Consider the following 25,419-nt stretch of genomic DNA (forward strand, 5'->3'; position numbering starts at 1 on the left):
GCGCACGGCGGTGACTACGCCCAAGGTCTTATAGGCAGGGCAGCCAACACCGCGTAGCGTAACAAAAAATGTTCGGAGACGTTCAATGGAACTCAGTGACAGTCGCGTCATAGCCGCGCCACGATCCAAGGTCTGGGATGCGCTTTTGTCGGCAGACGTTCTGAAGGAATGTGTGCCGGGGTGTCAGGAAATGACAGGCTCGGTAGAAGAAGGTTTCGAAGCGACAGTCGTGCAGAAAGTTGGACCTGTCAAAGCGACCTTCAAAGGGGCCGTTACCCTTTCTGATCTCGTGGCGCTTGAAAGCGTGAAGCTCTCGGGTGAAGGTAAGGGCGGAGCAGCAGGGTTCGCCAAAGGATCTGCAGAGGTCAGTCTGGCAGACGCCCCCGAAGGCACTTTGCTGACATACAACGTCGACGCGCGTGTTGGCGGAAAGCTGGCCCAGTTGGGAGGACGGGTCATCGACGGCGTTGCCAGAAAACTGGCTGATCAGTTTTTTGAGAACTTTCAGAACGCTGTCGAACCTCAACCAGAGCCCGAGGCGGAAACTTCGGATGACGGTGAGGAAAAGGAAGAAAAGAAAGGCTGGTTCAAACGCGTATTGGGCGATTGAACCAAAAGAATTCAGGGAGGAGAAATTCATGAAGATTTCAATGACCGTGAACGGCAAAGCCGTAAGCGGAGACGTCGAAGGGCGGACTTTGCTGTCCGGTTTTCTGCGCGAGCATCTGTCTTTGACAGGCACCCACGTGGGTTGCGACACCGCGCAATGTGGCGCTTGCGTCGTGCATGTGAACGGCGAGGCTGTAAAGTCGTGCAACATGCTGGCGGCTGAAGCCGACGGGGCCGACGTGGGCACGATCGAAGGTCAGGCCAATGCGGATGGGTCATTGAACGTGATCCAGCAAGCGTTTCAGGACCATCATGGACTTCAGTGCGGGTTCTGCACTCCGGGGATGGTAATGAGCGCTGCCGCGCTGTTGAAGGACAACCCGCGTCCCACCGAGGCTGAAATCCGGAAATATCTGGAAGGCAACCTGTGCCGCTGCACCGGCTACCACAACATTGTCAAAGCGATAATGGCCGCATCCGGCCAGGACGTTTCCAGTATCGCAGCTGAATAGCTTGAAGCGAATGAAGATCATTTTCCCTCTCTTCGTTTTTGCAGTGGTTTGCATGCTGCTTCTTCAGGGATGGACCATGTTTGTGGATTGGATCAATCCAGCTCCGCATCAGCTGCAAGCGTGGATGGTTTTGGGAAAATTGATCGTTTTGGCCTTTGCTCTCTCAGCCTTTTTCTTGGCTAGGAAGCGCACGGTCAGAAGGGGCGGGAGTGACTGACACCTCCGCCGTTCGAGATTTATGGGAGGAGAACAAGCAATGCCCAAAGACAGTGGCATCGGAGCCAGTTCCAAGCGGCGTGAGGACGTACGCTTTCTGACCGGAGCAGGTAACTACACCGACGATATCAACGTACATGGTCAGGCCTATGTACATTTCCTGCGGTCCGACATTGCGCATGGTCGGATCAAATCAATAGACACCTCTGCCGCCGAAGCCATACCCGGTGTAGTCAAGGTATTCACCGGCAAGGATTTCGAAGGCGTGGGCGGGATGCCCTGCGGTTGGGAGGTGACCGACAAGCACGGCGCACCCATGCAAGAGCCTCCGCACCCCATTCTGGCACAAGGCAAGGTGCGCCATGTGGGCGATCCGATTGCCGCAGTTGTGGCCGACAGCCTTGAGCAGGCGCGTGACGCTGCCGAAGCTATCGATCTGGACATCGAAGAACTGCCCGCTGTGATCCACATGAAGGCTGCAGCGCAGGATGGTGCAACGCTGGTTCATGACGATCTGAAGAACAACATCTGTTACGATTGGCAGTTGGGTGAAACTGACGACGCCAAGGTCGATGAAGTCTTTGCCAATGCCGCGCATGTGACAACGCTGGATCTGGTCAACAACCGTCTGGTCGCGAACCCGATGGAACCGCGCGTCGCCGTTGGTGAATACAAGCGTGGAACGGACGAATATACGCTCTATACCACGTCGCAAAACCCACATGTGATCCGCTTGTTGATGTGTGCTTTTGTTCTGGGCCTGCCCGAGCATAAGGTGCGCGTTGTAGCCCCTGATGTAGGCGGTGGTTTTGGCACGAAGATCTTCCATTATGCGGAAGAAGCGTTCTGCACCTTTGCTGCCAAGGCCTGTGGTCGTCCGGTCAAATGGACCTCCAGCCGGTCCGAAGCGTTCATGTCAGATGCCCATGGCCGTGACCATGTCAGCACTATCGAACTGGCGCTGGATGCAGATAACAATTTCATCGGTCTGCGAACCAACACCTTTGCCAATTTGGGCGCGTATCTGTCGACCTTCTCAAGCTCGGTTCCAACCTGGCTGCATGGGACACTGATGGCGGGCAACTACAAGACGCCGGTCATTCAGGTGAATGTGAAAGCAATGTTCACCAACACAGTGCCCGTGGATGCCTATCGTGGTGCAGGTCGCCCCGAAGCGACGTTCCAGTTGGAGCGCGTAGTGGATAAGGCGGCGCGCGAGTTGGGCGTCGACCCGATAGCGCTGCGTCGTCAGAACTTTGTCACTCAGTTCCCCTATGACACACCGGTGGCGCTGACCTATGACACCGGGGACTATAACGGGACGATGGACAAGCTTGAGGCTGCTGCTGATCTGGCAGGCTTTGCCGCGCGTCGCTCGCAAAGCGAAGCCAACGGCAAACTGCGGGGCTTGGGCATCAACTGCTACATCGAAGCGTGTGGCATCGCGCCATCCAACATTGTCGGGATGCTCGGGGCCCGCGCGGGTCTTTATGATGCAGCCACTGTTCGCGTGAACGCCACCGGTTCAATCAGCGTCATGGTAGGGGCACACAGCCACGGACAAGGGCACGAGACCGCCTTCCCGCAGGTTGTGGCCGACATGATCGGCATCGATGAATCGATGGTCGAAATCGTACATGGCGATACGTCGAAGATTCCGTTTGGCATGGGCACATATGGTTCTCGTTCGTTGGCTGTCTGCGGCTCGGCTATGGTCAAGGCAACTGAGAAGGTGATCGAAAAAGCCAAAAAGATCGCCGCACACCTGTTGGAAGCGTCCGAGGCCGATATCGAGCTGAAAGACGGTCAATTCAGTGTGGCAGGCACCGACAAGTCAGTGGCCTGGGGTGACGTGACCTTGACAGCGTACGTCCCGCATAACTTCCCGCTGGAAGTCGAACCAGGACTGGAAGAAACTGCCTTCTATGATCCGGCCAATTTCACCTTCCCAGCTGGTGCTTATGCTTGTGAGGTCGAGATCGATCCGGACACCGGTCAGGTCAGCATCGAGAAGTTCACGGCAGCCGATGATTTCGGCAACATCATCAACCCGATGATTGTTGACGGTCAGGTACATGGAGGCATCGGCCAGGGTATCGGTCAGGCCCTGCTTGAGAATTGCGCCTATGATGAGAACGGCCAACTGCTCAGTGCGTCCTATATGGATTATGCGATGCCACGCGCGGATGATGTACCGTTTTATGGTGTCGACCATTCCAGCCAGACACCCTGCACGCACAATCCACTTGGGGTGAAGGGTTGCGGTGAAGCTGGTGCAATTGGCTCACCACCTGCGGTGGTCAATGCGGTACTGGATGCGTTGAACTCGGGCGGCAAGGCGGTGGATCACATCGATATGCCAATGAGCCCGTCTCGCGTCTGGTCGGCGATGAACAGCTGAGGTGTTGGAGTGCGAGGGGCCAGCCCCTCGCGCTCCCCGGAGTATTTCCAAAAAGATGAAGGCCAAAGAGCGCCTTTCGGAAAGGAAAACGAAATGTACAATTTCGAGTTTGAAAAACCCTCGACCATTGCCGACGCCGTGGCTGCGTTGGGGGCTGAGGACGCGCAAGCGTTGGGAGGTGGGCAAACCCTGATCCCGACGCTGAAACAGCGGCTTGCCGCGCCGTCCAAACTGGTGTCGATGAGTGGCATTGTCGAAATGCAGGGTGTCTGCGTTGAAGATGACGGGTCTGTCTCGATCGGTGGGGCAACGACACACGCCACTGTGGCGCGCGAGGCCGCGGGGACTTATCCCGCGCTTGCGGCGTTGGCCGGGCAGATCGGTGATCCTGCGGTGCGTAACCGCGGTACCGTCGGTGGGTCGGTGGCCAACAACGATCCGGCGGCCTGTTATCCGGCCGGGGTTCTTGGGTCTGCGGCAACCATTGTGACCAACACACGCCAGATCGCGGCGGATGCGTTCTTTGAGGGCATGTTCAGCACCGCACTTGAAGAAGGTGAAATCATCACCTCGATCCGGTTCCCTGTGCCGCAGGCTGCAAGCTATCAAAAGTTCCTGCAACCTGCGTCTCGGTTTGCGCTGGTCGGCGTTTACCTTGCCCGTTTTGCCGACGGCGTGCGGGTGGCTGTCACTGGCGCAAGTGAGGATGGCGTGTTCCGTTGGTCCGAGGCCGAAGACGCATTAGGTAAGGAATTCCGCCCGGACGCGTTGATGGATCTTCGGGTCAACCCAGCCAACATGATCTCGGACTTGCATGGTAGCAAAGCGTATCGCGCGCATCTTGTATCTGTGATGACTAAACGCGCCGTTGAAGCCTGCATGTAAGTCTTTACACCTAAACCCGAAAGGCCCCGGTTCTGCCGGGGCTTTTTTCATGCCAGGCTAAAAACTTATCACCTTCGTTCTTACAAACTATCAGGCCGCCCATTTGGACGGCCTGACTAATCTGAGGATAACTGGCGTGACTATTCAGCCGCCTGCGTGCTCACTGATCCGTGTTTGTCACGCTGACTGTCGCGGAACAGGGCTTTACCCAACGCAAGGCACATAAGACCCATCACCATGGTAAACGGCAGCGCGCCGATGATCATGGCGTTGCGCAATGCGTCCAGTGGGTTGTTCGCACCGGCTGCCAGAATAAGCGCACCGATCACTGCAGTCAGGATCACGCCCCAGATTATCCGATGCTTGACGCCGGTTTCCTGGCTGCCACCAGACATGATGGTGTTCATCACCAAAATGCCTGAGTCAGCTGAAGTGACCAGAAAGGTCAGGATCAGGATCACGCACATCACGTTCAGCATGGACAGGAGCCCACCGTCGATCATGTAAGACAGCGTCACGAACAGTTTGTTGGTGTTCGAAGCGCCAATGATCGCACCTTCGGCCGCGCCAGCCAGTTCAAGGTCAATTGCCGTGCCGCCCAGAACAGTCATCCAGGCAAAGCAGACAAGCGCAGGGGCGAACACACAGCCCAAGATAAATTCACGCACGGACCGGCCTTTGGAGATACGCGCAAGGAACAGACCCACAAAGGGCGAGAACGCGATCCACCAGGCCCAGTAGAACGTGGTCCAACCGGCCTGCCAACCAAATTGACGCCCTTGTTCACCTGCAGCGTATGCCGCCTCAAGGGTTGCTTCGTCCAACTGCGCGGCAGCGCCTTCCAAGCCACTTTTGAAGCCGTCAAAGCTGCCCCAAGCGTTGGTCGCACCACCCATGAGGTCTTTTGCGTGAGCCTGCGCTTCGGCAGGCAAAGCTGCTGCAAAGGCTTCCGCCGATAGCGGGCCATAAGCGTTAAAGCTAAGCGACAGGAAGTGCAGGATGTAATCGACCATTGCCGACCCATAGGTGGTCATGGCGAAAACGAACGAGCCAAAAACGATGAACGTACCCAGCAAGATGACCGAGAGAACAAGGTTCAAGTTCGACAGATATTTGACACCGCGCCCAACGCCCGACACAGCAGACAGGATCGACAAGGTCATTATCACGACAAGCCCAGTGATCAAACCTACTTTGCTTGGGGTTGGCACCTCGCCGCTCAGGTCCATGATCCAATCCATACCAGTGATGGCGTACAGACCGTCAATGAATTGGCTGACGCCGTATCCAATGGTGACTGAAACACCAAGGATCGTAGCAACAACGCCCAGTACATCGACAACATGACCGAAAAAGCCGTTGACGAAGCGACCGAACAGCGGGGTCAGGGCCGAGCGAATAGTCAGTGGCATATCACGGGTGTAAGCGTAATAAGCCAGCGACAAGCCGGTCACGACGTAGATTGCCCAGGCATGGAAGCCATAGTGCAGGTAAGTGAAGCGGTAAGCCGATTGCAGAGCTTCGGGCGAGTTTCCTTCGACCGCGCCGGATACCACCACCGGGTTCGACCCCCATAGCCCGAGGGGTTCAGCCGTGGCAAATACCATAAGCCCCACGCCCAGACCTGCGCCAAACATCATGGAAAACCAAGAAAAGTTTGAAAACTCGGGCTTTTCACCCGGCGTTCCCATAATCCGGCGCCCCGTTGCCGGAATAATTGCGACGATGGCGAGAAAAAAGAAAAACAGGCCTACAATGATGACGTAGAAACTGTTGAAAATTTCAAGCAGCTTTCCATTCAAACTGCCCAGAGTGCTGTTTGCATTGGCAGGGAAAACCAAGGCCCACAAAACCAGGCCGACCATGATCGCCTTGCTGAGCAGAGCAATCGGGACGCTGTAGTTTTCATAGAAACCGGCATTCGCCGTTTCTATTTCAACGTCCGTAAAGGGTTCAGGTATCGACATGTTGCTTGCTCCTCCTTGCATATGCCGTTTTTTTGGTGTGTGAACTGAGAGGCGGAAGGGCACAGAGCGAAACGCTCTGTGGCACCAACCATACCATGAACGGGCTCTGCCCACTTTGGTTTGAGCTACGGTAATTTCACCACGTCTCCCGGCATGGCGTACCGTTGGATTCCTCCCGCTTTTTTCACCACTTGCGATGCTTCCGGTTCCTGGGGGCGGACTAAAAAGCCGCTGGACCAGCACTTAAAGCTGCAAGAGATTTTGCGTGTTTCGATTGGAGGACCCTATAAACGAGGTGGGAACAGGTCATTCAAAAAACCGACGCTTACGTCGATCGAAGCGACCAACACATTCACACACCCTAGTGTTAGCGGAACCAAATGGGATTGGAGCACACCGAGGTTTAGAACTGACCAAAGCGGCCGGTCTGGCGCCGGGGTGGACGCGTCATGTTCAGCCCGTGCTGGCCGCGGGTTAGTTAACGGCACATGGCACATTCAGCGTATCAAACCGGGAGAGTTTTTCCTTGTCGCGCCGTGTTGCGCTTAAGCACGCACCCGAACAGCCTCAGGCGTCTATGCCTCAGGCGCTTGGTGACCGAGCCTCATAAGCCCTTTGCTACTTCTGTCAACGCATGGTGAACCGAGATCGCGTAGCTGCGCGGTGCATAGACAGAAAAGGCCGTCCCCGCCTGATTGCAACGTAGCAGGCATCCCACGTGATGAATTGCGGTGCGGGTGAATGCGCCCGCCGACATCTCTTCGACATCAAGGACGGTAAGGCGTTGAAACAGGTCGACAACACCTTGTCCGGACACATCAATCCGAACAAAGGCATCCGTTTGATCCGTGATTGACGCGATGCCTGCCAGTGCATCTGCAAGGCGACGGGCCAAAACCAACGGGCCAGACAACGGTTCTTCACACAGATATTGATCTGCGCCAAGCCAGTGCAAACTGTTGGCTGTACCGTTTTCGCTGCATCCAGGCGCGGGGATTGCGACAGAGCACAGGCTTCCCAACTTGGCTTTCAGCGCCTCCTCCTGACCCAAACGGGCTGAGATCGACGCCAAAGCGATGTCGTCACGCTCTTGAAAGGTCAGCGCTCCAATCACGTCCTTCCGAGGTTCGGTACCGCCCAATGCGGCCTTGGCAACAAAATCACGCACGGAGCCTGTCTCCTTCAGGGTCAACGAAGTGAGCGCTGACAAGGGTTGCTTGGATGTTCACGTTGTCCACCGGGCTCACGATCTGAACCGTCTCGCCCAGACGCTCGGCGCCGCGCTGGACAAACGCAAGGCCGATGCTGCTGGACAAGTGTGGCGAATAGCCGGCCGAAGTGACATAGCCCTGATCGTTCTGCGGCAGATGTGACGCGCCTTCCGCAAAGACATGCGACCCGGCCAACACAGTATCTGAGGTATCAACGGGTTGGATGCCGACCAAAGCCAATCCATCAGGGTCAACCAAGGCCTCTCGTGCGCTGAGCGGTGCGCCGATACTGTCTTTTTTTGTCGAAACCATACGGCCCATACCCAAGTTATGAGCGCTAACAGTTCCGTTGAGCTCATTCCCTGTCACATGACCTTTTTCGATCCGCAACACACCCAGCGCTTCCATCCCGTATGGGGTGACCCCCAAAGGCTGACCAAGCTCCATCAGGTGCCGGATCAACGCATCGCCATACCGCGTGGGCACTGCAAGTTCAAAAGCCAACTCACCCGAGAACGAGATGCGGAACAACCGCGCCGGGATGCCGCCTGCAATGGTGATTTCGGCGCACCCCATGAAGGGAAAGGCCTCGTTGCTGATGTCAAAATCTCGATCAACGACCTGCTGCAACAGCTCACGAGATTTCGGGCCGGCAACGGCAAACTGCGCCCAGGCGTCGGTGGCCGAAATCAACTGCACGTCCATGTCCGGGAACAAGCATTGATGTACAAATTCCATATGACGATAGACGCCCACCGCGTTGGCTGTGGTTGTGGTGACCACAAAGTGATCCTCGGCCAGACGCGCTGCAGTGCCGTCATCCATGACAAGGCCGTCTTCTCGCAGCATGAGCCCATAGCGGGTTTTGCCCACGGGCAGCTTGGCAAAACCGTTGCAATAGACCTTGTTCAGGAAGGCGGCTGCATCTGCACCCTGAACGTCGATCTTACCCAATGTGGTGACGTCGCAGACACCCACACTGCTGCGCACGGACAAGACCTCGCGGTCCACCGATTGACGCCAATGGTTTTCACCTGGCTGGGGGAACCATTGCGCACGCAGCCACGGGCCAACTTCGACAAACACAGCGCCCTGTTCTTCAGCCCAATGGTGGCTGGGCGTCAGACGGGTGGGTTTGAAATCTTTCCCGACCGAGCGTCCTGCCCATGCGCCCATCGACACCGGCGAATACGGCGGTCGGAAGATGGTGGTGCCTGTTTCAGGTATGCTCTTGCCCGTAATCTCGGCCATAACGGCCAGCGCGCCTACGTTTGCTGTCTTGCCCTGATCGGTCGCCATACCCAGCGTGGTATAGCGTTTCAGGTGCTCGACACTTCGGAACCCTTCCTGCTCTGCCAGCTTGACGTCCTTGACTGTCACATCGTTCTGAAAATCCAGCCAGACGCGGCCCTTACCAGGCACATGCCAGAGCGGAGATATCTGGTATTCTTCGTCTTTGCTTTCCGGCAAATCGATCCGTTTGGCTTTGATCCCCAAATCTTTCAAGGCAGCAAGCGCCGCATCCTGGCCGGACGCAAGCGCGCCGGAATTGGTAAGCTCACCCGCCGCGGCCCCTGCAACACACATACCCGTTGGCAGATCTGCCGACGGCACGAAAGCTGCAAGCGTGTCTGACCATTGCGGACGACCGCGTTGGTGACACGTCAGTTGCACATTCGGGTTCCACCCACCCGACACACCCAATCCGCTTACCTCAATCGGTCGGGTCTGACCGTCGGACAATTGCACGGTGATCATTTTCAACCCTAGACGACCCTGCGCATCCGTGACCTGCGCGCCCGCCAGCAATTCACACTCGGCAATGCGTTGCACGTCATGACGAGGGTCGATCACAGCGACAACTTTTACCCCTGCGCGGATCAAGTCTTGCGCGGCAAAGTGGCCTTCGTCGTTGTTGGTGAAGATCGCAACGCGCTGACCCGGTGTAACCGCCCAACGGTTTGCATATTCGCGCATCGCACCTGCCAGCATGATGCCCGGTCGATCATTGTTGGCGAACGCGATGGGCCGTTCCGTCGCCCCGGCACACAATACCGAACGCTTGGCGTAAACGCGCCACAGAATCTGCCGCGGCTTGCCCGCTTCGGGCACCGCGAGGTGATCTGACACGCGCTCGAGCGCACCAAAGATGCCATGGTCGTACACACCAAACACAGTGGTGCGTGTCAGCAGGCGGACATTGTCCATCGACGCCAGCTCGCCCAACGTCTGGGCAACCCAATCGGCATTCGATACACCCTCGAACCGGTCACTGTCGGCCAACAAGCGACCGCCCATCTGGCTGTCTTCGTCCGCCAGAATGACTCGTGCCCCGGACCGGGCTGCCGTCAATGCGGCGATCAATCCCGATGGACCCGCCCCGATCACAAGTATATCGCAATGCAGGTAACCTTTGTCGTAGATGTCCGGATCGTCTTCTTGTGACAGACTGCCCAAACCCGCGGCCTTGCGGATCATTGGCTCGTACAGCTTTTCCCAGAACGCTTTGGGCCACATAAAGGTCTTGTAATAAAACCCTGCCGTCAGAAACGGCGACAACCGGTCGTTGACCGACATCGCATCAAACGCCAATGAGGGCCAGCGGTTCTGCGATTTCGCGTCAAGCCCATCAAACAGTTCGATCGTCGTCGCGCGCGTGTTCGGTTCCTGCCTGTTGCCCGTCCGCAATTCGACAAGCGCGTTGGGTTCTTCCGAACCCGCAGCCAGAACGCCGCGCGGACGGTGATACTTGAAGGAACGACCAACCAGCCGCACGTCATTGGCAAGAAGGGCCGAAGCCAGCGTGTCGCCCTGATAGCCTTCGTATGACTTCCCATCGAAGGTAAAACGCAGCTTTTTCGAGCGGTCGACCAAGCCCCCTTGCAAGCGGTTTTTCTGAGTCATTTCCCGCGCCCCATCTTGCGGGCAACGTCCCGCGCCAGTTCCGTTGCCAGGATTTCATGCGTCAATGTATTGCGGGTAACCACCAGCCAGGACCGGTCCCCCTGTTCATGAAACCAAAGCTCGCGATGCGTGCCCGCAGGGTTGTCCCGCAGGTAGACATAGTCGTGAAATTCGTCTTGCGCCGTTTCTGACTGCCAATCTGGCCGTTCGATCAACGAGGCGTCGCCCAGATAGGTGAACTCGGATGCATCACGCGGGCCAAGCAATGGGTGATTGATAATCATGTCCTGGCTTCCTCAGTGCAGATTCGGTTGCGCGCCTGCGCCTCTTTCGTCAATCATCCGACCGGTTTTGAAGCGGTCGAGGCGATATCCGGTGGCGACCTCATGCGGGCGATCAGTGGCCATCAAATGCGCAAAGCAAAAGCCCGAAGCGGGGGTTGCCTTGAAGCCGCCGTAGCACCAACCCCCATTGAAATAGAGGCCCTCGATGCCCGTGTGATCGATAAAGGGTGATCCGTCCATCGACATGTCCATCACACCGCCCCACATCCGAAGCAGGCGCGTTCGGCCAATCATCGGCATGACAGCCATGCCCCCTTCAACAACATCCTCTACCACCGGCAAATTGCCCCTTTGGGCATAGGTGTTGTAGCCGTCGATATCGCCACCAAACACCAGCCCGCCTTTGTCGGACTGGCTGATGTAAAAATGCCCGGCCCCATAGGTGATTACACCGTCCAAAACAGGCTTTAGACCTTCAGACACAAAAGCCTGCAAAACATGACTTTCGATAGGCAGACGCATTCCCGCCTGCCCCATCACGCGACCAGACGAACCTGCAACAGCAACGCCCACCTTTTTGGCTCCGATGTAACCTCGGGTGGTTTCAACGCCCAGAACTTTGCCGTTTTCGATACGAAACCCGGTGACTTCACAGTTCTGAATGATGTCGACGCCCCGCTGGTCCGCCGCGCGTGCATAGCCCCAGGCCACCCCGTCATGTCGCGCCGTGCCACCACGCCGATGCAGCAAACCGCCAAGGATCGGGAACCGCGCGTTGTCAAAATTCAGGAAGGGATACATCGCGCGCACGCCCTCTGCATCCAGGAGTTCGGCGCCGGAGTCGGTGAACATCATCGCGTTGCCCCGACGACGGTAAGCGTCGCGCTGCGAATCCGTGTGACAAAGGTTAAGAATACCGCGTTGGCTGACCATCGCGTTATAGTTCAGGTCCTGTTCAAGGTTTTCCCATAGCTTGAGTGAGAGCTCATAAAACGGCTGGTTGCCGTCCAGCAGATAGTTGGCCCGGATGATCGTTGTGTTCCGACCGACGTTACCACCACCGATCCAACCTTTTTCCAAGACCGCGATTTTGGCTGCACCATGCTCTTTCGCCAGATAGTAGGCCGTTGCCAGACCGTGACCGCCGCCGCCGATAACGATGAAATCATAGTCTGATTGCGGCTCGGGATCTCGCCACGCGGGGCCCCAACCCCTGTGACCATTCAGAACCTGTCGCAAAATAGCGAGAGCCGAATACCGCATCTGGATGTGTTCCTAACTGTCTGTGCACCGGCGCATATTGAGGCAGGCGAATGGCCGCGTCAGTGCTTATTCCGTCATGCACTTTAACAAGAGCGACAAATTGCAGACGAGTATGTGACTGTTCTGATGAGATGTGAATGCAAGAAGCCTTTTGTTTTTCTCAGAAGCGGGAAACTATCGAGTTGAAAATCTACCAAACCGTTCATGCCCCAGATAACGCTTAGCGGATCGTTTGCCTGACCGGCTTTACGATTCAAACTCCGGATTTCCGCACGTTTGCGGCGAAACAGTATCCGATTCCATGAACCGTCTTGATAAAAGTCGGCTGGGTCGGGTCGGGTTCGATTTTTTTGCGAAGCCGTAATACGTGGACGTCAATTGTGCGGTCGCCGACTACGGTCTCGCGCCCCCGCGCCTTGTCCAGCAACTGATCGCGTGAAAAAACCATATGCGGGCTTGTGACAAAAGCTTGCAATACGTCAAACTCAGTCGTTGTCAGGGGCGTTTGCTGTCCACTATCTTTGGAGGTCAGCGTCCGTTCATGAGGGTTCAAAACCCAATTACCGAATGTGATTAGCGCAGATTCAGACCCGTTTTCAGAGGTTGCGCTCTCTTCAGTTCGGCTTCTGCGCAGTACGGTTCTGATACGCGCCAGAACCTCACGTGCTTCAAAGGGTTTGGTGATGTAATCGTCGGCCCCGAATTCCAGGCCGACAACCCGATCAAATATGTCATCGCGGCCCGACAAAACGATAATCGGGATATTGGATTCAACGCGAAGCTCACGCGTAATGTCAAAGCCATTGCGCCCCGGCAAGCCGATATCCAGCAGGATCAGATCCACGCCCCCATGGGCCAGAACCGCATCCATTGCAGTGCCGTCCGCCGCGCATGTGACCTGGCAACCCTGTTTCTCAAGATACCTCTGCAAGAACGAGGTGATCTGTGGATCATCATCAACAACAAGAATATGTTCTTTGACCATAAGGGTTTCCGGGCGGGCGTTACTGGCTGGCGCAGACCTGTTGTAACCGCGCGCGCTTGGATCGTGCAAGCCGCGAGCGGTAACAGTTTTCAGCATAACGTGCGACATCAGAACCTTAGAAAGCCCAGCCCCTGCCCTGGGGACATTGTTTCGGTTTCGGCCGGGATGACCGCCAAGCCGTCGGCCTGCGCCAGCAACGCGACCCGCCCGCTATAGGACGGGGCCATCAGCCGCAGGCGCGGTGCGCCATCTGCCGAAAAGCCTTCGATCTGGACCGGTCGGTATTCTTGCCGGCCAGCGCGGCGTTGCAGCGGTTCCGCCAGAACCGCTTGTTCCGGCACTTGAGGTGCGCGATGCAATCCGGCTCGTCTTGCCATCATTTGCGATCCGATAATTTGCCAGGTCACATAGGCCGACACTGGATTGCCTGGCAACCCGACATAAAGAGCATCCCCGCGCCGTCCGAACATGATCGGTTTGCCGGGCTTCATCGCAACCTTCATCACTTCGGTCCGGCCGCCGATCGCCTCAAACAAGCGTGGCATGTGGTCTTCATCCCCAACCGAAACACCGCCGGTCGTGATGATCAGATCAGATGTCTCACACGCATCACGCAAAACCTGCTCCAACAAGGCCGGGTCATCTTCGACCGGGCCGTTATCGGTCAAATCGATCCAGGGCTTGTCCAACAACGCCCGTAGCATATAGCGGTTCGAGTTGTAGATCTGACCGGGCCCGAGATCGTCACCCGGCTGTTTCAACTCGCTTCCCGTTGAAAAGATCGTAACCTTCAGCTTGCGCACCACATTCACCGCACCATACCCGGCAGAGGCCAGGGCTGCGGCTTCTCGTGCAGTAATCTCGCATCCCCGACGCAGGATCGGGGCGCCTGCCTTCAGATCTTCGCCCACCCTGCGGATATGCTGCCCCGGTTTCGGCCGGCGGGCGAACCGGATGCCGTTCTCTGTGACGTCGCAATCTTCCTGCATCAACACCGCGTCGAAATCGCTTGGAACCGGCGCGCCGGTGAAGATACGCAGGGCACTGCCCAGCGGGGCCGAATGCGCACCGCTGTCTCCCGCTGCAATGCGCCCGCCAACCGGCAAATCGAACAGCGGACCGTCGCCCAGATCATGAGTCCGAACCGCATAGCCGTCCATTGCCGAATTATCGAAGGCTGGCATGTCGACCTTGCTGGTACAGTCCTCTGCCAGCACCCGTCCGATCGCTTGGATCAACGGTAATGTTTCCGTGTCGGTCAACGGATCAGAGACGGCCAAGCCGCGATTCAGTGCCTGCTCGACGGACAGGTACATATGAGCGTGGCGGTCACAAGCGCATCCATCAGCCATTTTGGTTCTCCAATTGTTCGAACAGCGCTTCAAATCCAGCCTGCTCAGCCTCACCGAGCTTGGGCAGATAGGCGCGCGCTTCTTCCAGGTTCGAGTTGGGATCGCCAACAACTAGCAGCATCACCATTCCGTGTCGGCCATGCACGCGGCAGCGAATACCATAGACGCCCTCTTTCTCGAAGGTCAGGTCCATCTCGGGCTTGCCCCTGATCTCGAAACTACGGGCTCCGACGGGGATCATTCGGATAATCGACGTTACCGTGTGACGCCCGGTCGACCCCTTGAAACGCACGGTTGCACCGGCGGGTACACGCAACAGGTTCGGCTCAAACCGAAAGGTATGCGCCGGGGTATCGGCGTTCAAATCGATGATCTGATGCACAACGGCAACCTCGGGAACATCCTCGGCCTGCGCGACAGGAGCAAATGCCAATGCCAATGCCAATATCGCTGCACATGGTTTCAGCGAAAGTGTCATGTGTCCCTCCGGGTTCAGGCCGCCCGTGAAGGTTCCCCCAACAAATCGGCCAGCGCGCTTATCATCACCGGCCATTCGGCGCGGTGGTCTTCGTCGCGCAACTCGGTCAGCAATTGGCGACCAATGGACATCACCGCAGGGGCGTCGTCTTTGACATAGGTCAGGATTCGCTGCTCGGGGTTGGCCAGAAGGAACGGCACAATGGCAGCGCCTGCCTGATCCGGTGCTGTCACCGACAAAAGACGCATCGCTGCTTGCCGTACCGGGGCCGAGATGTCATCCAGCAGGCTACGCGCCACGTCCGGGGTGCCATCCCATTGGGTTAGGACGTGCATGGCGTCGATACGAAAGGCAGTATCTCCGGTTTTTATCATCGCCCGCAACTTACCTCTCAGCGCGTCTTGCGGTGACAGATCGGCCTTTTGCAGCAATTTCAACGCTTGCAGTGAAAGGGTGGAATCTGTGTGCGAAAGCCCCTGAGTGATCAGGTCGACCAGTTGCGCTTCGCCCAGCTCTAGCCCGTTGCGCACAATTGAAACGCCAAGCGCTGCAAAGGCGTGTTGTGCTATGTCGGTTTCGGGGTCCTTGGCAATCTGAGCAAGCATGATCTGCATCCCGCGAATTTCGCCCAACAGGCGGATGGCAGACATGCGAGTTTCCCTTTCTAACGCCTCGGCATCGTCGTCCAACGCCACGCGACGGCGTTTGGGATGACGGGTCGCCTTGGCCAACAGAGCTTGTTCGCGCGGGCTAAGCGGCTGGACGTCGTCTTCCGCGGCCTCTTGTGTCATTTCAGCAGCAATAGCATCATGACCCAAGATCGCACCGAGGCTGGATGTCGGGCCATTCTCACCGCCTTCTGACACATCAAGACCCGCGTCTTGCAACGCGGCGATGTCGGTTAGCGGAGCGTCTTTTTCTTCCTCTTCTATTGCAACCGGCATAGGCGCCAATGCGTAGGACAACAGCAACTCGCGTCCCTGTTGTTGATTTACATGCGGGCGATCCATGTCAGTAACGATCAAGGCAAGAGACGCCACAGCCTTGAGCCGAACGGACCGGAAGGGCGAGCGACATGCACGCTGCAACCATTCAGCCGCTTCGCGCAGGGGCGAAGTCGCAAGAGCATCCACGATAGCCCATTGCAGGCGCTCAGCCTTGAGGTCATCGCTTTCAACAGAAAAAAGCGCATTCAGGCGATCCGCCACCAAAGTCGGCGCCAAAGCTGACAACAGGCCCAACGCCTGCGCCGAGACCTCGGGCTGTTGACCGGTGGCAAGGAAGTCCAGCACTTGCCAGCGCAAGTCTTCCTGATCCGCGATAGGCTGGCTACGATCCAGTCGATCGATCAGCGCCATTTGAACCTTGGCGCCGGGGTCACGCATCATACGATCCAGCAGTTCGGGTTCCGACAAACCGGACTGATTGAGCGCGGCAATCCGAATTTCTTCCACAGAGTCCGTCAATGCCTGCTCGACCAGAACCGGATCGTTGGGCATCAGTGACTCATAGGCAATCAAACGAACAGCGCCATCCTTATCATTCAAAGCCTTGCGCAGAAGACCTTCGGCTTCTTCACCACCAATCGTCGCCAGGGTACGTAGGGCGCGGTGGCGCAAGCGGCGGTTTGAAGACTGTGTGAAAACGCCCAGAGTTGGCACGGCTGGTACGCCAATCCGTCCCAAAGCCTCGCAGGCAACATCGCCCAACTCCTGCCCATCTTCGTCCATCAAGGCTACGACAATGGGTTCAATCGCGGCTGCATCCCCCATCTGGCCCAACGCCTTGATGGCTGCGATTTGGGTGTCCAGCCAGTCGTCCCACTCATCCTGATGCAGCTCGTCTTCGTCCCACGTGATCTCGTCGCCTCGTCCGGTTACGAGCGTACGCAGATAGGGCGCGGCATCCGCTGCCTTCAACTCGGCCAGAGCGGTAACGCAGGCCAGTTTGACCTCACCACACGGGTCGTGGATCAGGTTTTCAAGCAATTGCGGGGCTGCTTCTTTCACACCCAATGCCCCTAAGGCTTGGGCGGCATCCTGTCGGACGTCCTCATCGTCGTCCAGCAGTGCTTCGATCAGGGCCGGGCTATTGCTGGCGCCTATGGTGGTCAGGGCCTGAATCGCGCGCAGGCGAATAACGTCATATTCGGATTTTGCATATTCGGAAAACAGGCCGGTGGCCTCGTCTCTCAGGGCGGTATTGGTCTGAATGTTCATATCAAGCTGCCATGTTTGTGTTGGGAAGGTTGGGAAGTGGAAGGCAGGTTTCCCAACCGATACCTGCCTTCCAGGTGGTCCCTTCTGCAGTGGGACCGAACCAGAGGGGCGGCATGGCGTCCGCCCCCCGGCATGCTGTCATCAGGCGATGTCACGCGGTGCAAAGGACATCGTGCGGAACGACGTTTTGTAGGGGCTGGGCCCCAGTTTGCGGACTTTGGCAACACCCATCTTGTAGTTGTAGTTGCCGCTGATCCAGTCGACGATCCGGCCCTCAAGCGCGTTTGCGGGCTGCTGCATGTGCAGGAAGTCCATGTAGACCACGCTTTTCTTGATGGCGGGCGTGACCATGGCCACGGCGGTGATCGCCGCTTTGGTCAGCTCGATATGCCCGTTCTCCATCAGCTTCGAGAACTGGAAGTCATCGCCTTCCACACCCAGCAGCGTGTGTTTGTTGCCCGGAACGCGTTCCGAATACACCATCACATAGTCGCCGCTTTCGATGCCGCGCTCAGCCGCATCGTCGGGATGGATTTCGACCCAGTTTTCCGGCCAGCGCTGCACGATATACGGGCGACGGCGGTCGTCAAAACCGGATTGCCAACGCTCGTTGATCCGACCCGAGGTGGCCCAAAGCTCGCCTTCTTCCTTGTTCGGGCTGAGCCATTCCCAATAGTCCGAGAACAGGTTCCAGGGCGATTTCTGGATGTTGCACTTGCCGGTCTGGCTGTTGAAATGCGTCAGCTTTTTGTTGAACACATCCGCACCTGCCGCTCCGGTATCGGGCAACGTGCGGGTTGTGTCGTGCAAGCGCTTGGTTTCAATCAGCGTGACGCCATCGGCATCCAGCATGACCGGGCATTGTACACCATCGGTGCCGAACTCACGGACCTTCTGGTGCAGGCCTTTGCCCTCTTTCTTGGCCAAACGGTAAACAGCGTGGAAATCCTTGCGCGACCCTCGGGTAAAGCGCACGGCCTCTTCCGCTACCTCGTTCGAGTTCTGCCAGTCGAACCCGTCAAAGCCCATCCGCTGCGCCAGTTGCCCAACAATCCACCAGTCAGGTTTCGCTGAACCGGGCGCATCATAGAACTTCTGATACAGACGCAGGCGGCGTTCGCCATTGGCACGCAGAAAGTCCTCTTCACCCCAGGTCGCTGCGGGGAACACGATGTCGGCATAGCGGTTGCCGATTGGGTCCTGCAGATAGATGTCCTGGTTGATCACCACCATGCCACCGCTGTCGGCGCGGGCCTTCAGCGTGTCGATCATCTCTTGCTTGTCGAAAGAGGCGATCTGGTGCGGGTTGCGGACAGTGAGTTCTTCGAACTTGTCAGCCAGCTGCTGGCTGCCGCACATGGACTGGATCCAGGTGGTGCCAATCACGTGGGCCATACGGGTATGGCCTGCGATCAGATACCGGTCAGTATCCATGGCACGGCGACGACGACCCGGCAGTTTCTCAGGCGATTTGTTGCGCGGGTATTTCCCGCCCTTCACGCCGCCCCGCTGGTGGCCACCGGCCCGGCCAATGACCTGACCCGGACGTCCGCCACACCCACAGATGATACCCAGAGCGGAGATCGCCTGCGTGTTGCCGGTATTGTTGGACCAATAGAACCCTTTCTCGATCATGATCGAGGTTTTCGGGCGCGAACCGTCCTCTTTAGGTTTGGCGAGCCATTCGGCGGCAGTGTAAATCTTCTGCACGTCGATCTCGGCCATGGCCGCAGCGGTCTCAGGCGCGAATTCGTCCTGCGACAGCAGCCACTCTTTCCAGTCTTCAAAGCCCTTGGTCTGGAACTTGCCCCAGGTTGTCCGCCACTGCCATGGCGTGTTCCGGGTGCCCTGACCAAAGCCGGATGAGCTTTCCCATTTGTTGTTGACCCATTTCTTGATCCAGTCGCTGTCTTCCCAGCCATTTTCCACGATGACACGGGCAATGGCGTTGACGACAAGCAGGTCAGTGCCCGGCAGAACGTCGATATGCAGACCGCCCATTTTCTCGGCATGGGCAACACCGGCAGACCGGCGTGGGATCAGATAAATCTCCTTCTGACCGTTCTGCATCCCCTTCATCATCCATTGGGTATAGAGGATGGTCTTGGTCTCATACGGGTCGGTGCCGCAAACCAGCAAGGTTTCCGCATCGCGCCAGTCCTCATAGGAGGGGCCAAAGTTGTCAAAGCCCGCATCCCTGAAACCGGGGGTCGAGGTCACATCGGACGGCGTGTCGTGGAAAGTGAAGTTGGCGGTGTTGATATGGCGCAGCGCGTATTTCGAGATCGCATAGGTGTTCTCGATATACTGATAGCTGAAGGTTTTCACGCCATAAGCGTTGGTGCCGTGCTTGGCGATGACGTGGTTGCCCACCTCGGCCGCCACATCCAGCGCCAGATCCCACGGAACTGGCATCAATGTTCCATAGATCCGCATCAGCGGTGTCTTCAGACGGTCGCGTGTCGGTGTCTGCGGGTTATAGCATTTCTGCGCGATACACCCGCCTCGCAAGGAACTGTCGCCGTCAGTGTTGACGTATTGCGTGTCCTTGTCAGGAATGATCACCACATGGTGCGGCTGGCCTTTGTGCAGCACGATATTGTGCTGGTTCGGCGCAACCCAGGCACCCAGAGGTGCAACAGGGAAATCCTCGCCAAACGCGTTTTCGTCCGCAGTTGGGCCACCGGGTTCGGCCGTCACGGGCCAGCGGTAGACTTTGTAACCACAGGCCACGATGCAGTAATCGCAGGCGGTCGAGATGACCTCGGCACCTTTGGGCGGCAGCGGAACGTTGGTTTCGGGTACGTAATACGGGGTTGCCATGATACCGTCTCCCCTTATGCAATCAGGTTGTCGTAGCGGCCGTAGATCAGGCCGAACATGCCAACGGCGTAAATGTCATCACCGTCCAGTTCCAAAAGAACCTGAGGCAAAGACTGGTAGGCTTGCCCCGAAACGAGGATACCGTGCCGTGTCACGTCATAGGTGGACAGGTGCAGCGGGCATGGGCCCAGCACCTTATGTTCGGGTTTGTAGCTGTCGTACATCGACCCGCCCTGGTGGGTGCAGGTGAGGTTGAAAGCCACAACATCCTTTTGCGGACCGATGCCACCGCCGCTTTCCACGCCGGTCTTGACCAGGATCGAGTCCGAATAATCGCCCTCATCCGGGTAGTAGAATTCGACCGGAACATCCTGTTCCAGCTCGGACAGTTTGCCGATCAGCTTGCGCGGATAGGTGGATACTAGGGCGGGAACCTGTTCGGCCTGGCCGTGACGGGTGGGCATGGCCACCATCACGGCAAAGGTCGTGGCCCCCGAGGCGAACAGGAACTGACGGCGGTTCACGGTGCAGGCCTTTTTGGCCTCGCCCGAACAGCTGCATCCGGTTGCGTTATGATCTGTCATGACGCTTACTCCTCTGCTGCCGCAGGAAGCGGCTGGTAATCCGGCAGATCAGGTTCTTCGACCAGGATCTCGTCACCGGACAGGGATTTCAGGAAGGCCACCAGATCCGCCTTTTCCTGATCATTCAGGCCAAGGGGTTGGATCAGCTGGGTTTTGTTGGCCGAGAACTCATTCTCGCCACCGCCCTGGTTGTAGAATTCGACCACATCCTCAAGCGTCTCTAACATGCCATTGTGCATGTAAGGTTCGGTATAGAGGGTGTAGCGCAGGCTTGGTGTTCGGAACTTGCCCTTGTCAGCCTTTTCCTTGGTGCGGAAATAAAAGCCGGGGTCGTCCTTGGTGTGGCGATACATCTCTTCGGTCGAGCCTTTGGCATAAAGCTCATACCGGAAAGTGACTTGAGCCAAACCATCATCCTGCCAACCGTCATAGGGGGGCACGCCGGTGTTGTAATATTTCTCATCCGACAGCAGCGCACCGTTGTGGCATTCGGAACATTGCGCCTTGCCGGTGAACAACTCCAACCCGCGCTTTTGCTCGTCCGTCAGTGCCGCATCATCCCCGCGCAGATAATTGTCGAAGGGCGTGTCGGTCTGAACAATGGTGCGCTCAAACGCGGCGATGGCGCGCCATGCGTTGCTGATGCGCGGCCATTGATCACCGAAGACATCGTTAAAGCGTTCGACATATTCGGGAACAAAAGCCAGACGCGCCTCCATCATGTCGGCCTCGCCATTGCCGGCGACTGCACCGCCTGCGGCGGATTTGGCTTGGCTCTCAAGGCTCTTGGACGAACCCGCCCAGAACAGTTTCCCATAGTAAGCCGAGTTCACAACGGTCTGGCTGTTGCGCCAGTGGGTTGTACCCGGATAGCCAAACGAGATCGGTGCCTCGACATCCCAGCCCACTTCAGGCAGGTGACAGGCTGAACACGGGGTCGACGGGTTACCGCCCAGACGCGGATCGAAGAACAGCATTTTGCCCAGTTCGATCTTGGCGTCGGTCTGGGGGTTGTCCAGCGGGATGGGTGGTTCACCCAGCGCTACCAATGGCGCATCAGGGTCGGGGTCTGCCCCGCCGATACCGGCCTCAATCTCCATACTGGTTTCCGCGATGGCCTGCGAACCAAGGACGGCAAACAGGGCAGCGGTGGCGATTGTGCCTGAAAGGTAAGACTTAAGGTCTTTCATGGGTCCACTCCTCAGTTTGTTGCGTCTTGCCAGTTTTCGATCGGCGCATAGTCCGTATCGATCTCTTCGGCGACGAATTCGGGGCCGGTCAGTGGCTCGCCGGACAATGCCTTGAGGAAGGCCACCAGTTGTGCTTGCTCGGTCTCGTTCAGGTTCAGCGGTTTGATGCGCGGATCCTTGTTTTCGTCGTCACCGCCACCGGCGTTGTAGAATGCGACCACATCCTCCAGCGTCGCAATCGACCCGTTATGCATATACGGTGCCGTATAGGTCAGCTCGCGCAGCGTTGGGGTCATGAAGGTGCCGAACGTGTCAGTGGTGTGGGTGCGGATATACGCACCAGGATCGGCGCGCAGGTTCATGTAGTTCTCGACGCCGAGGAACTTCATCATGGTCACGAAAGTGATGTGACGTTCCGGAGTTGCCCAGATATCGAGATTGTCGCCAACACCGATATTGTGCGGCAGGTCATCGGTGAACCGCTCGCCCGAGTGGCACGAGTTACAGCCGCTTGCGTTGAACAACTCGTACCCCGCTTTGGCCTCATCCGACATCTCACCCGAGTCAAAAGGTGCCCCGCGCGAAATCAGCGTTTTCAGGTATTCCGGGATCGCATTGCGGACACCGCCGTTCGAAGGTTCGCCAAATCCGGCGGCTTCGAACATCTCGACGTAGACCGGGTCCTGCTTGATGCGTTCCTGCATCAGGCGCATGTCCATATTCATCGAGTATGTCTCGGTGATGCTTTCGCGGGTCACATCGTTGAGGTTGGTGCCTATGCGACCGTCGTGGAACCACGCTGCGCGCTTGGCGCTGTTTATCAGCGTCGGCACGTTGCGGAAATGCAGGCTGCCCGCATATGCGTCTGACAGCGCTTGTCCGTCGGTGAACCCGTTTTCCGGCTGGTGGCAGCTGGCACAAGACAGCTCGGTGTCGCCAGACAGTCGTGGATCAAAAAACAGTCGTTTGCCAAGGGCCGCCTTGGCTGGGTCGAACTCTATGGCTTCTACCGGGCCCGGCTCATCCGCCTGGGCCTGGTGAACCGGGAACGTGACGCCCATCGTCAGCAGCGAAACTGTCGATAGCGCCGAGAACCATGTTCTGGCTTTGGTCATCATCTAAAAGCCCCTTTTTCGCTATTCCGATCTCTCGGCTTGGCCAAGGACCGGCTAAGCAAATACTAAGGAGCAGTTGTTTCGTGAGAATTTGAGCTTTGTTAAACTATGAGAAGAGATGTTAAATTATGTTACAAGCTCAGGTCATTTGAGATCGGATGATCCGGGCAAGCGACTGAACTTCCAGTGGTTTTTGAACCATGATGGGTGAAGCTCCTGCAACCGTTACCTCGGCATCGTCGAAATAACTGCTGATCAAAATCGCAGGCAAATCAGACCGCACCGCGCGTACGGATTCGATCAGATCTGTACCCCGAAGGCCAGGCATCATCAGGTCGCTGATCAGGATGTCATAGCCGTCGGGGTTCTCGCGAAACGCATCACGCGCTTTTAGCGGATCGGAATACGCCTCGACCCGATAGCCATATCTCGTCAGCAATCGACGGGTCACGTAAAGGATATTCTCATCATCGTCGACCAACAGGACATGTTCGTCACCGGCTACGGCTTCGACCTCGGCCTGATCTTCAAGGCTGAGCGCAGGCATCAACGGATAGTACAGTCTGAAACAGGTGCCTTTGCCAGGCTCAGAATGCAGTTCAACACGACCATGGCATTCCTCAACCGTGTTGTGCACGATAGTCAGGCCCAGACCGGTGCCTTTGCCAACAGGCTTCGTGGAAAAAAAGGGTTGGAACACCTGTTCCTGCAGGTCCTGGGCAATGCCCGGGCCCGTGTCACTGACATCCAGACGGATTACGCCGATGGCGCCGTCTGGCCGGTCATCCAGCGCATCCTTTTCGGCCAAGCCTATACGCAACACAACTTCGCCGGGCTGATCGCCGATAGCTTCAAACGCATTGTGACACAGGTTCAAAAGAGTTCTGGAAGAACAGGGTGCCATCAAAATCGGAAAAAGCAGTTTCGATCTCTACATCGAAGCGTGTTTGGACACTGGGTGGTGCAGACACCCGAATAAGGTCCAGTGCTTCCTGGGTGGCTTTGACCATATCGCCACGGCGCGGGTTACGTGGTCTTTGCCGGGCGAAGGTCAACATCTTGCGGACCAACGCTTGCGCGCGGCGCGCAGCAATTCGAATATGGTTGACCGAGGTCTGGATATCGTCATTCCCATCCGCATCCAGTTCGATCAAATCGGCATTCCCGGTGATACTCATCAACACGTTGTTGAAATCATGCGCAACTGAGCCTGCCAGAATGCCCACTGCTTCCATCTTCTGCACTTGGGCAAATTGCTCATGCGTGCGCCGGGTTTCGGTGATGTCTTCGCCAATCCCAATGTAGTGGGTAACTTTGCCGTTTTGATCGACCAAAGGAAAAATCGCGGTCGACACCCAGAAATGATTGCCGTCTTTGCTGAGGTTCCGAAAGATGCCGTACCAGCTTTGCCCGCGTTGCAGTTTCTGCCTTAGATCGGTGTAAACCCCCTGCCCTGAATGTCCTGATTGCAGCATTTTGGGGGTGCGCCCATAGATCTCGTCGGCTTCGTATCCACTGAGATCAAAGAACTTGCGATTGGCATATTCGATCTTCAGTTCCGTGTCCGTGATAATGATCGAGGCCGGGCTTTGCTCGACTGCCCGTGCAAGTTTGCGCTCGGCCAGTTCCACCTGTTCACGCAACTCCAATTCGGCTTTCAGACGACGATTGGTACGTAAGATGTTGGCGATAAGCAACGTGGTCAGGATCGCGATCACGCCGACAACAACAATTAAGCCAACCAGCAGGACAGAAAAACGCCGCACCAGCTGTTCCCCTTCCGAGAACGCCTGAACCATATCTGACAAGCTTTGATCCCGCTCGGTGATCCAAAGCGCCTCGAGCTGGGACAGCGCTTCTAGTGCGTCGCTGTCATCGACCCGCACCAGAGCATCTATTTCTTCGGCACGCAGGCCGTCGGCTATGCCCGCTTCGATCTTGGGAATATTCCCGATATACTCGCGCGCCACCTTTTCGATCCGCTGCAACGCATCCAGTTCGATCTGCGAAGGAGCAGCATTCCGATAGGTCTCAATCGTTGTAAGCAGGTTCTGCGACTGCGTTTGCAAGATCGGACTGTATTCGGCGTCAAGCCGCAAGACGTAGTTCTTGAAGTTGTGGATCAGCCCACCATAGCCAAAATATCCCCGGATTTCCGATATCCAATATCCGCGTGGGGTCGTCTCGACGGAATAACCCTGCCAAACCTTTCGCATCTCGCCGATACGGTCCGTTGTTTCTCGGGACATGTACAGAAATACCGAGAGTATAAATGCAAGCGCGACACCCATCGCGATGGCCACACCAAGCGGTGCGGTCAAAGATTTTTCTGGTGGGGCACCTTTGGTTGTCGCGGGTTGGCTCTTTGTGAACACCATTGTTCCTCCGACCTGATCCTTGCCGTTTGGACTTACCCTTGGT

At 57.1% G+C, this 25,419-nt stretch carries 19 protein-coding genes; 4 read left to right on the plus strand and 15 right to left on the minus strand.

The genetic code is table 11. The features are described 5' to 3' along the window. Positions 1-85 precede the first annotated feature (85 nt). The 4 genes from ACXADZ_RS18690 to ACXADZ_RS18705 all read left to right on the plus strand — a co-directional run bounded on the left by ACXADZ_RS18690 (position 86) and on the right by ACXADZ_RS18705 (position 4,623). On the plus strand, positions 86-610 hold the full coding sequence (locus ACXADZ_RS18690; RefSeq protein ID WP_475198783.1) for a CoxG family protein: 525 nt from the start codon (positions 86-88) through the stop codon (positions 608-610). Between the two features lie 28 nt (positions 611-638). Beyond that, the gene (locus ACXADZ_RS18695) at positions 639-1,121 is read left to right on the plus strand and encodes a (2Fe-2S)-binding protein (RefSeq protein ID WP_171094676.1); all 483 of its coding nucleotides are present in this window, start codon (positions 639-641) and stop codon (positions 1,119-1,121) included. Between the two features lie 256 nt (positions 1,122-1,377). Then, positions 1,378-3,738: a xanthine dehydrogenase family protein molybdopterin-binding subunit gene (locus ACXADZ_RS18700; protein WP_475198785.1), complete on the plus strand. Its 2,361-nt coding sequence runs from the start codon at positions 1,378-1,380 to the stop codon at positions 3,736-3,738. A 93-nt stretch (positions 3,739-3,831) separates the two neighbouring features. After that, on the plus strand, positions 3,832-4,623 hold the full coding sequence (locus tag ACXADZ_RS18705; protein ID WP_475198787.1) for an FAD binding domain-containing protein: 792 nt from the start codon (positions 3,832-3,834) through the stop codon (positions 4,621-4,623). A gap of 140 nt (positions 4,624-4,763) precedes the next feature. Here ACXADZ_RS18705 and ACXADZ_RS18710 read toward each other — a convergent pair whose 3' ends face one another. The 15 genes from ACXADZ_RS18710 to ACXADZ_RS18780 form a co-directional block, all read right to left on the minus strand. Continuing rightward, entirely contained in the window at positions 4,764-6,590 is a 1,827-nt protein-coding gene (locus ACXADZ_RS18710; protein ID WP_171185560.1) for a BCCT family transporter, read from the minus strand. 604 nt (positions 6,591-7,194) lie between these two features. Next, the gene (locus ACXADZ_RS18715; RefSeq protein ID WP_475198789.1) at positions 7,195-7,758 is read right to left on the minus strand and encodes a sarcosine oxidase subunit gamma; all 564 of its coding nucleotides are present in this window, start codon (positions 7,756-7,758) and stop codon (positions 7,195-7,197) included. Beyond that, the gene (locus ACXADZ_RS18720; RefSeq protein WP_475198791.1) at positions 7,751-10,705 is read right to left on the minus strand and encodes a sarcosine oxidase subunit alpha family protein; all 2,955 of its coding nucleotides are present in this window, start codon (positions 10,703-10,705) and stop codon (positions 7,751-7,753) included. Before ACXADZ_RS18720 ends, ACXADZ_RS18715 begins: the two co-directional genes overlap by 8 nt. Then, on the minus strand, positions 10,702-10,989 hold the full coding sequence (locus ACXADZ_RS18725; protein ID WP_171671459.1) for a sarcosine oxidase subunit delta: 288 nt from the start codon (positions 10,987-10,989) through the stop codon (positions 10,702-10,704). Before ACXADZ_RS18725 ends, ACXADZ_RS18720 begins: the two co-directional genes overlap by 4 nt. Before the next feature lie 12 nt (positions 10,990-11,001). Continuing rightward, complete coding sequence (locus ACXADZ_RS18730) at positions 11,002-12,252, minus strand: sarcosine oxidase subunit beta family protein (RefSeq protein WP_475198794.1); 1,251 nt, start codon at positions 12,250-12,252, stop codon at positions 11,002-11,004. A gap of 253 nt (positions 12,253-12,505) precedes the next feature. Then, complete coding sequence (locus ACXADZ_RS18735) at positions 12,506-13,345, minus strand: response regulator (protein WP_253746466.1); 840 nt, start codon at positions 13,343-13,345, stop codon at positions 12,506-12,508. Then, positions 13,345-14,589, minus strand: a complete 1,245-nt coding sequence (locus tag ACXADZ_RS18740) for a molybdopterin molybdotransferase MoeA (protein ID WP_475198797.1) — start codon at positions 14,587-14,589, stop codon at positions 13,345-13,347. Before ACXADZ_RS18740 ends, ACXADZ_RS18735 begins: the two co-directional genes overlap by 1 nt. Then, on the minus strand, positions 14,582-15,067 hold the full coding sequence (locus ACXADZ_RS18745; RefSeq protein ID WP_171671451.1) for a plastocyanin/azurin family copper-binding protein: 486 nt from the start codon (positions 15,065-15,067) through the stop codon (positions 14,582-14,584). The genes ACXADZ_RS18740 and ACXADZ_RS18745 overlap by 8 nt, the downstream gene beginning before the upstream one ends. A gap of 14 nt (positions 15,068-15,081) precedes the next feature. Next, the gene (locus ACXADZ_RS18750; protein WP_475198800.1) at positions 15,082-17,286 is read right to left on the minus strand and encodes a HEAT repeat domain-containing protein; all 2,205 of its coding nucleotides are present in this window, start codon (positions 17,284-17,286) and stop codon (positions 15,082-15,084) included. Positions 17,287-17,427: 141 nt separating this feature from the next. Next, positions 17,428-20,109, minus strand: coding sequence for an arsenate reductase (azurin) large subunit (locus tag ACXADZ_RS18755; RefSeq protein WP_475198802.1), 2,682 nt, complete (start codon positions 20,107-20,109; stop codon positions 17,428-17,430). A 14-nt stretch (positions 20,110-20,123) separates the two neighbouring features. Then, positions 20,124-20,693 carry an arsenate reductase (azurin) small subunit gene (locus ACXADZ_RS18760; protein WP_170675639.1) on the minus strand — a complete coding sequence of 190 codons (570 nt, stop codon included), beginning with the start codon at positions 20,691-20,693 and terminating at the stop codon, positions 20,124-20,126. Between the two features lie 5 nt (positions 20,694-20,698). Continuing rightward, positions 20,699-21,883: a cytochrome-c peroxidase gene (locus ACXADZ_RS18765; protein WP_171094650.1), complete on the minus strand. Its 1,185-nt coding sequence runs from the start codon at positions 21,881-21,883 to the stop codon at positions 20,699-20,701. 11 nt (positions 21,884-21,894) lie between these two features. Further along, on the minus strand, positions 21,895-23,001 hold the full coding sequence (locus ACXADZ_RS18770; RefSeq protein WP_475198806.1) for a cytochrome-c peroxidase: 1,107 nt from the start codon (positions 22,999-23,001) through the stop codon (positions 21,895-21,897). 136 nt (positions 23,002-23,137) lie between these two features. Next, positions 23,138-23,875, minus strand: coding sequence for an ATP-binding protein (locus ACXADZ_RS18775; protein WP_475198808.1), 738 nt, complete (start codon positions 23,873-23,875; stop codon positions 23,138-23,140). Next, positions 23,850-25,376 carry a PAS domain S-box protein gene (locus ACXADZ_RS18780; protein ID WP_475198810.1) on the minus strand — a complete coding sequence of 509 codons (1,527 nt, stop codon included), beginning with the start codon at positions 25,374-25,376 and terminating at the stop codon, positions 23,850-23,852. Before ACXADZ_RS18780 ends, ACXADZ_RS18775 begins: the two co-directional genes overlap by 26 nt. Between the last annotated feature and the right edge of the window lie 43 nt (positions 25,377-25,419).

This window comes from Ruegeria sp. ABM4_193, from assembly GCF_056158705.1.